This window comes from Mesorhizobium sp. PL10 (genome assembly GCF_053714315.1).
Genome location: NZ_JBSKBR010000069.1, coordinates 1 through 8,343, shown reverse-complemented (window position 1 = coordinate 8,343; position 8,343 = coordinate 1). Strand labels below are relative to the sequence as shown.

Annotated in this window: 5 protein-coding genes and 3 pseudogenes; 6 read left to right on the top strand and 2 right to left on the bottom strand. The window is 62.9% G+C overall.

The window, feature by feature from the left end; genetic code table 11:
- Positions 1-860: 860 nt before the first annotated feature.
- A pseudogene (locus ACWGTO_RS32285) lies at positions 861-1,303 on the bottom strand (transposase); the annotation flags it as partial.
- On the opposite strand from ACWGTO_RS32285, the pseudogene ACWGTO_RS32280 reads away from it, so the two are divergent.
- From ACWGTO_RS32280 to ACWGTO_RS32255, 6 genes and pseudogenes are all read left to right on the top strand, one after another.
- Positions 1,292-1,661, top strand: a pseudogene (locus tag ACWGTO_RS32280) (transposase); the annotation flags it as partial. The pseudogenes ACWGTO_RS32285 and ACWGTO_RS32280 sit on opposite strands and share 12 nt — an antisense overlap.
- Before the next feature lie 636 nt (positions 1,662-2,297).
- The gene (locus ACWGTO_RS32275; RefSeq protein WP_454578780.1) at positions 2,298-3,770 is read left to right on the top strand and encodes a benzaldehyde dehydrogenase; all 1,473 of its coding nucleotides are present in this window, start codon (positions 2,298-2,300) and stop codon (positions 3,768-3,770) included.
- A 24-nt stretch (positions 3,771-3,794) separates the two neighbouring features.
- Positions 3,795-4,562: a coniferyl-alcohol dehydrogenase gene (locus ACWGTO_RS32270; protein ID WP_454578779.1), complete on the top strand. Its 768-nt coding sequence runs from the start codon at positions 3,795-3,797 to the stop codon at positions 4,560-4,562.
- Positions 4,563-4,573: 11 nt separating this feature from the next.
- Positions 4,574-5,515: an alpha/beta hydrolase gene (locus ACWGTO_RS32265; RefSeq protein WP_454578778.1), complete on the top strand. Its 942-nt coding sequence runs from the start codon at positions 4,574-4,576 to the stop codon at positions 5,513-5,515.
- A gap of 329 nt (positions 5,516-5,844) precedes the next feature.
- Positions 5,845-6,426, top strand: a complete 582-nt coding sequence (locus tag ACWGTO_RS32260; protein WP_454578777.1) for a helix-turn-helix domain-containing protein — start codon at positions 5,845-5,847, stop codon at positions 6,424-6,426.
- 108 nt (positions 6,427-6,534) lie between these two features.
- The gene (locus tag ACWGTO_RS32255; RefSeq protein WP_454578776.1) at positions 6,535-7,521 is read left to right on the top strand and encodes a cytochrome-c peroxidase; all 987 of its coding nucleotides are present in this window, start codon (positions 6,535-6,537) and stop codon (positions 7,519-7,521) included.
- A gap of 575 nt (positions 7,522-8,096) precedes the next feature.
- Here ACWGTO_RS32255 and ACWGTO_RS32250 read toward each other — a convergent pair.
- A pseudogene (locus ACWGTO_RS32250) lies at positions 8,097-8,343 on the bottom strand (IS110 family transposase); the annotation flags it as partial.

Genomic DNA, 8,343 nt, shown 5'->3' with positions numbered 1-8,343 from the left:
TCTCTCCGTTATTAGATCGGCAAGGCTTATCCTTAAATCTTCATCATACCGGTTTATAGAGACGTATCTTTCCAGCTCGTCTCCAGGCTCATCGGGATACTTCCGCCCTGCCTGCCTCGGAATTGACGCGGACGTTGGCCTTTCCTCGGCACAAGCTTGCCGAGCGGAATGGTGATTTCAGCGGTATTCATGACTTGCTCCTTTGATTTGGTTTCAGGCGTCCCTGCCCCTACGGGTCAGGCCACCTGACCCCTGCCACGCGGCGAGCAGCGGGGAGCGGGGGGGGCAAGTTCCGGGGGCGGAGGGGTCTCCCCGGTCTGCACGGGGCGAAGCGGAGGAAGATGGGGGAAACCGCCTGCGGCGGCTTGCTGGGAGAGAGGGCCGCGCGCCTCTCTCCCCAGTCACACAAGAAACGTGCCGCCAGGCACATCCATGTCGGCGCAGCCGTGCCGCGAAGCGGCCCCAACAAAGAAGGGCGTACAAGGCGAAAGCACCGAAATGCCCGCTATCGGGACCAAGCCAGTTCGGTGCTGGAGAAAGTTCGTGGCCCTGAGACCGGGTTGATAGGGCGGCCGTAGGAGCATCAGCAAGCGCCGCCGCAGGCGATCGCGGTGGGGACGCTCATTGCTGAGCGCCCCCCGCACAGATCCGTACGTGCAGAATTCCCGCATAAAATGTGGTCGAGCACATTTGGTGCGGGAAATCCGCTCGACCGGTTTGATGAGCGGGGAAGGGAAACGGAGCGATGCCAACACGGCCCAAGCCACCGCGCCCTTACTCGACTCTACTGACGCCTCTGGGTTAGTTTGCCGCTGAATGGTGGACAGGTGTCGGTGCGGCGTCTTTTTGCTGCCCGGCGGTCATGGTCCTGCCAGTAGCAGATTGCTGGCGAGCGCCGGGAACAGACTTGCCTCGGACAGGCGGCGGCGAAGGCCAGACGGATGCGCGAGACGGTTTCGATGACGCGAGCGCCGAGCTTGAGCAGCCTGAGCCGCAGCGTAGCGAACTCGGCGTTGCGCAGATGATGGGCCGTGGGCACCGCCTCGCGCAAGGTGAGCATCAACCAGTTTGCGGCGATGTGCAGGACAAGACGGACCTGGTTGGCAATCGGTGAGCGGCAGGAGGTGCGGTCGGAGGCGAGCTGGCTCTTGTGCATCTTGATCAGGTTTTCGGCCTGGCCGCGGGCGCAGTAGATCGCGTCATAGATGTGCTCGGCGGAGCCTTTGTCGAGATTGGTGACGACGAAGCGGATGTCGAGGCCCATCGCGGTTGCCTCGATGCGAGCGCAGACGCGCCGGATCTGATCTCGGCCGTCACCGACGCGGTCCTGGAGAAGTGGCCGACTGACAAAACCGGCCGCTGGAGATCTGCTATGCCTTCGTCTCTAGATCTTGACCCGGACCGCGTCGAAGAAGACGAGCCTCGTTCGCAACAAGGCGATCTACATCGCCCTCGGCATCCTGCCCGATGGCGCCAAGGAGATCCTCGGCATCTGGATCGAGCAGACCGAAGGCGCCAAGTTCTGGCTGCGCGTCATGAACGAGTTGAAGAACCGTGGCGTAGCCGACATCCTGATCGCTGTCGTCGACGGCCTCAAGGGCTACCCCGAGGCGATCGGCGCCGTCTTTCCGTCGACGACCGTCCAAGCCTGTATCGTACACGCATGCAGCCCAGCACGCGTCAGCACCACGCGCTGGTCGCTGAGCCAGATCCGGCCATTGCCGAGGGCGAAATGCACCACCTCGGTCAAGTCCGAGCGGCGCCTGTGCCAAGCTCGCCACTGGCGCCACGACTGAGAATGCCTTGCGCCTGGCGCGATGCCTCGGTCAGCGAAATCAACCGGTCTGCTTTGTTCACGAGCGCTCCCCCGGCTCTCAACAATTCAGATTTGATGAAAGCGTCTAGCGCATTTACTGAAATGAACCGGTTCGGGTGGTCACGGCAGGGCTCTTCGGTTCTGGCGAGCCGATGGCACTCCCGGCCTGGGGACCAACCGCTTGGCGCCACTCGACTTCGACCCGGAAGTAGCACGTCGCAGCGCCGGCATCGACTGCTTCTGGCACGGCCTTTGCAGTTGAGTTGGCAGGCCCGTTTGAGTAAGAGGGCGTGGAAGCACATTGACCTTTCAGGTCTTCGTGACGGCCAATGCGACGCGCGAAAAAAGCTAGTTCGCCGACGTCATAGGTTGCCCAGCAACCGGGCGTGCCCCCTTCCATGCCTCTCCGTCAGACGCGGCAATCCGGCACAGGCCGGCACCAGGAACATGGCCGCATTAACGGCGTGAGGAAGACGAAGTCATGAATATCCAGAGCCCCAATTTCATTGCTGTCGAGAAGTGGACCGGCAAGGCCCTGTTCGGTGATTGGCACTCGACCTCCGCAGGTGTGCTGGATGTTCGCGATCCGGCAACCGATGTGCTGCTGGCCTGCATCGGCCTTGGTGGTCCCGCCGATATCGCCCGTGCCGCTGCTGAGGCGCGTCAGCCCCAGCGTGCCTGGGCCAAGACCTTGCCCACCCTGCGCGCAGCCATCCTCAACAAGGCGGCCGACCTGCTCGTCGCCAATGGCGAGGAATTGATCGGCTGGATCATTCGCGAAAGTGGCTCGATCCAGCCCAAGGCCAGCATCGAGATCGAACATAGCGCATTGTTCATCCGCCATGCGGCGGGCCTAGCGACGCAGCCAACGGGTCTAATCCTGTCTGGGTTCGACGACCGCGCCAACTATGCCAAGCGGGTGCCGCATGGCGTGGTCGGCGTCATCTCGCCATTCAACTTCCCCCTGGTGCTGTCGGTCCGGGCCATTGCCGCGGCCCTGGCTCTGGGCAATGCCGTCGTCCACAAGCCCGATCCGCGCACGGCCATCAGCGGCGGAATCATCATCGCGCGCGTCTTCGAAGAAGCCGGCCTGCCCAATGGCGTGCTGCAGATCGTGCCCGGCGGGGCCGATGCCGGCGAGGCGCTCTGCACCGATCCCAATATCGCCATGGTCTCCTTTACCGGCTCGGCGCGCGGCGGCTCCAAAGTGGGCGAACTCTGTGGCAAGCACCTCAAGAAGGTGCAGCTCGAACTGGGCGGCAAGAATGCGCTGATCGTGCTCGACGATGCCGATCTCGACATCGCCGCCTCCAACGCAGCTTGGGGCGCCTTCCTGCATCAGGGCCAAATCTGCATGGCGACCGGGCTAATCCTCGCTCATGAATCGATTGCCGCAGAGCTGACCGACAAGCTCGTGACTAAGGCGAGCCACCTGCCGGCGGGCGATCCTTCCTCGGGTCGCGTCGCCCTTGGCCCGATTATCTCCGATGGTCAGGTTGCGACCATCCAGGCCATTGTGGACGACGCAGTCGCCAGGGGTGCCAAGCTCCTCGCCGGCGGCACCCATGACGGGCGGTTCTATGCCGCTACCGTACTCGATGGCGTCGCGCCCGGCATGCGCGCCTTCGAGGAGGAAATCTTCGGGCCGGTCGCTTGCATCGTACGGTTCCGCTCGGACGCGGAAGCGATCGAGATCGCCAATATGTCGGACTATGGCCTTGCCGCCGGGGTGATTTCGGCCGCCGTCGGGCGGGCCATGGCGCTGGGCGAACAGCTCAATGTCGGCCAACTTCATATCAACGATCAGACCGTCAATGGTGGCCCCTTCGCCCCCTTCGGTGGACGCAGCAAATCGGGCAATGGCAGCCGCATCGGCGGCCCGGCCGATATCGAGGAATTCACGCAGTGGATGTGGATATCGGTCAAGGACCAGGCCACCGCCTACCCGTTCTGATCCGCAACGCAAAGGAATGCTGCCATGAATCTTTTAGGCAAGACCATCATCATAACGGGTGCTTCGTCAGGCATTGGCGGGGAAGTTGCCCGGCTCGCCCGCTTCTTGGGCGCCCGCGTCATCGGCCTCGACCGCAACGATCCACTCATCACCCTGGACGGTTTCGTAAAGGCCGATCTGGGTGATCCCGCCGGCATCGACGCCGCGATCGCAGCGCTGCCGGAAAAATTCGACGGGCTGGTCAATGCGGCCGGCGTTCCCGGCACCGCCCCCCGGGGACTAGTCGGAAGGGTCAACTATCTTGGCCTGCGCCACCTGACGGAGGGGGCGATCGACCGGCTGAAGCCCGGAGCATCGATCGTCAACTTTGCCTCGGTCCTTGGCGGCGAGTGGCAGCAGCGGCTAGCCCTGCACAAGGCGCTGTCGACGGTCGGCGGCTTTGCAGAAGGCGAAGCCTGGCTCGCGGCCAATCCGGTCCCGCAGGACACCTGCTACCAGTATTTCAAGGAAGCGCTGATCGTCTGGACCTTTGCACGGGCCCAGGAGTGGTTCCTCAGGTTCGACTTGCGTATGAACTGCGTCGCGCCGGGCCCGGTTTTTACCCCGATCCTGGGCGACTTCGTCACCATGCTGGGCGACGAGCGCGTGGCCAACGATGCGCCGCGCATGAAGCGCCCCGCCTTTGGGGACGAGATCGCCTCGCCGGTGACCTTCCTGCTCTCCGATGCCGCCCGCTGGATCAACGGGGTCAACCTGCCGATCGATGGCGGGCTGGCATCAACCTACATCTGAGGAGGACCACCATGTCCAAGGAACAGCTCGATTTGATCCTCAAGCCAAGCGCCGAACGTCCGCCACCTGCCAACCCCCCGCCCCCGCAGTTGCGGGAATGGTTCGAGGCGATCAACGCCCAGACCCCGATTGCCGAAGGCGCCATGATCGAAACCATCTCGGTTGGCCCTTGTTCGGCCGAACTGATCTGCCTGCCGGGCGGTGATGAGACCCGGGTGGTTATCTACTATCACGGCGGCGGTTTCCTGTTCGGCTCGCCCCGTTCGCATCGCACGATCGCAACGCATCGGGCCAAGGCGAGCGGCGCCACGGTGGTCAGCGTCGACTATCGGCTGGCACCAGAATACCCCGCGCCAACCGCGCACGAAGACGCCTATGCCGCCTATCTCTGGGCGCTCAACCATGGCCACGCGCCCGCCTCTGTCGTCCTGAGCGGGGACTCGGCGGGCGGCAATCTGGCGCTGGCCGCTGCGGTGGAGGCCCGTGACAGCGGCGCCCCGGTGCCGGCCTGCCTGGTGCTGATGTCGCCAGCGCTGGATCTGGCGAGCGAAGGCGAGTCCCACCGCACACTGGCCGACGCACCGTTGCTCAATCGCGACCTGATGGACTTCTTCAACCAGGTCTATGTCGGCACCGGCGATCGGCGTTCGCCCAAGGTCATGCCATTTTACGGGGATGTCTCGGGGCTGCCGCCGGTGCAGGTGCATGTTGGTTCGTGGAGCTACTGCGCGACGACAGCATCACCATCGCCGCACGCATCAATGCCGCCGGAGGCAAAGCCGAACTCAAAGTCTGGGAGGGCATGTGCCACTCCTGGCAGCTCTTCGCGCCCATGCTGGAGGAAGGCATGGCCTCGATCGAAGAGGCGGGCGCCTTCGTCCGGCGGCACGCCACCTGACGTTTCGACTGACGCAGCTCGGTTGGGAGGCCGAAATTCAGGGAGGAACATATGAGCATCTACAAGACCATCAGTAGCAGGGGTATCACCTGACGCAGCTTCATCAAGGCGGTGGGGGCCGCAGCCGGCGGCGTTGCCGCAACACTGACCCTGCCGGCCAGCGAGCGCTCGGCCTTTGCCCAGGGCGAGGCGGGATCCGCGTCGGCTTTATTGGCCCGCGCTCCGGCCCGCTGGGCATATTCGGCGAAGGCGCCCCCTTCCTGGTCGACAGTTCAACCGCAGCCTGTATGCCGGTATAATTTCCGGGACTTCGGGCTGATTTGCAGCAGCAACGTCTTGTTTACACGTGACTGGTAGCGCCGCAGAAAATCGCGAAAGGCGACGATGCAGTTCTCGATACCCTTCGAGCAATCGAGTATCGACGTGCTGATCCTGCGCCTTCGCCGTAAGCTGGCACACCGCTCGACCCTGCAGTATATACGCACCGAGCGCGGCGCCGGGTACGTTTTCGAGAGCGCGCCGTGGACGCTAAGGCGGTCGCCCTTCCTTTGTAGTCTATCACGTAATATCAACCACTCAGCGTGTGTGGTGCAGTCAAGGAGGATTGTCGGGGGACGCGCGACTCTGTTGTCTGGCTGGCCGGTTGCCGTGGCCGGCGTTGCGGGCGACAGCCACCGAGTAGCTCTTCCGCGGCGGCGCCCCGATCGTAAGCCTCATCTGATGCTAGCACGCGTGGCCGTCGTGGCAGCCGCGGACATAGATCGTGTGGACCGGTGTCTGCATGCGCCGGGCAACACCCATTGTCGGGTTTGTCAGGCCTCGACGCTGCCGCCGCCGGTTTGCACCCAGCTCGGGCCGAAAGCCCGTTTGAAACACTTGTCCGAGTTCTTCCCCGCCTCTGGCTCGATTTTTGCTCCTCTCCCTCGCCACGCTGCGGATGCTGCCGAGGACGCGCCCCGCTGGTAACGGGAACCGCTCATTTGGCGCGCAGTCTCGGATTTAAAAGGAGAGGCTTCTTTGGCAACTGGGTGGAACTTTCGGTTTGCTGCACTCGGATCTTGTCTGCTCACCTCCATGGCGATGGGTCAGGACAATCTGCTCGACAAAGCGAAATCGCTGTTTAGCCCCGTTCCCAAGGACCCGCCTGCCCTTGAGGGCAATCCGGCGACTGCAGAGAAGGTCGAACTGGGCAAGATGCTGTATTTCGAGCCGCGACTTTCGGAGGCGCACAACATCAGCTGCAACACCTGTCATCAAATCGGGCGCGCCGGCGCCGATGGCCGCCCCACCTCAATTGGCTTTAATTGGCAGCGCGGCGGCCGCAACGCGCCAACTGTGCTCAATTCAGTATTCAACACCGCTCAGTTTTGGGACGGTAGGGCGGTCGACCTGACGGAGCAGGCCGGCGGGCCCATCGCCAACCCGATCGAGATGGGAAGCACCCCTGAGCACGCCGTCGACCAGCTCAAGGGCATTCCGGGCTATGTGGAGGCATTCCGCAAAGCCTTCCCAGATGAAATCGATCCTCTCGACTACCACAACATCGGGAAGGCGATTGCCGTGTTCGAGGCGACGCTGACCACACCCAATGCGCCGTTCGATCGATATCTCGAGGGTGACGAAAGCGCGCTCACCGTTGAAGAGAAGAAAGGCCTCAGGCTTTTCATCGATAAGGGGTGCTCCTCCTGCCACAACGGCATCAATGTCGGCGGCGGCACGTACGCTCCTTTTGGCGTGGTCGAGAAGCCCAGCTGGGACTTCCTGCCGCCCGACGATAAAGGTCGCATCCAGGTGACACGTAACGTGGATGACGAGTATGTCTTCAAGGTCCCGACCTTGAGAAACGTCGCACTCACCGCCCCATATTTCCACAGCGGCCGTGCGTGGGACCTGGAGCAGGCCGTGGCGGTGATGGGCAAGACCCAGCTTGGCATCCAACTGGGCCCTGAGGAAGTCTTAAATATCATCGCCTTCTTGCGGGCACTGACCGGAGACCAGCCGCAGGTGACTTACCCGACACTGCCGCCGAGCGTCGCCACGACACCCCGGCCAGCGCCGTGATCGCATGAGTTTGGTGATGGGTTGATTGCCAGCCGCCGTTTGCCTCCGCGACCGGCTCTCTACAACGCCTTTACCGCGAGTTCAAAAAGCCGGCAGCCCGAGCCTGTCACCAAGTCACAGGCGACGAACGAGCTTTCCCCAACAAACCGATTCGCAGGGGATACCGTCCTGTCTCGGTCCAACTTGCCTCCTCAGCGCCAGTTCCGGAAATGTCGATACAGCCCAAGACAGCGACCGTGTGCGCACGGCCATCGCCAACACGGGGGCTATCGCGCTCATCTGAACAATCCCTCCCGGACTCGCACGCATCTCACTTCTGTCAAAATGAACATCCCTGTAGCGCGACGATCTGGATGAGAAGCGCGCGACAATCTCAGGATGAGCATACCGGACAACATCACCCCGATCTTCCTGCCGTCGCGCGCGCCAGAGCGCGCAAGCTGATACGCGGGCAATTGCGCATGAAGGTAAGCGCCAGGCCGTCTATGAGCCCAATCTATATTTGCCGATTGGAATGTGGACCTTCACGACAGTGCCTACCCCGGGTTTGCTGGGTCGTTCGTTTTTCGCTCTATTCACGCCGCAGGTTGCCGAAGCATGATCCCGTCCGGTATCTCGCCGATCGTGCTCAGACGCCACAAGGCGATGAGCAACTTACGGGCGAGCGCCACGATAGTCTTCGTTTTGCGTGCGGCGGTCGGGCCTTCCGTTCGCGCCCGATACCATAGGGCCAGTACGCTATCCTTCTGGAACCGCAGAGAGCGCCAGGCAAGTTGGATCAGGCCGCGGCGTACGCGGGCGTTGCCGGCCTTCGCCAGTCCC

What these genes read in the sequence shown, in the direction of transcription:
- ACWGTO_RS32255 (WP_454578776.1), top strand. Translation starts at nt 6,535, where the DNA reads ATGGCGATGGGTCAGGACAATCTGCTCGACAAAGCGAAATCGCTGTTT.
- ACWGTO_RS32270 (WP_454578779.1), top strand. Translation starts at nt 3,795, where the DNA reads ATGAATCTTTTAGGCAAGACCATCATCATAACGGGTGCTTCGTCAGGC.
- ACWGTO_RS32275 (WP_454578780.1), top strand. Translation starts at nt 2,298, where the DNA reads ATGAATATCCAGAGCCCCAATTTCATTGCTGTCGAGAAGTGGACCGGC.
- ACWGTO_RS32265 (WP_454578778.1), top strand. Translation starts at nt 4,574, where the DNA reads ATGTCCAAGGAACAGCTCGATTTGATCCTCAAGCCAAGCGCCGAACGT.
- ACWGTO_RS32260 (WP_454578777.1), top strand. Translation starts at nt 5,845, where the DNA reads ATGCAGTTCTCGATACCCTTCGAGCAATCGAGTATCGACGTGCTGATC.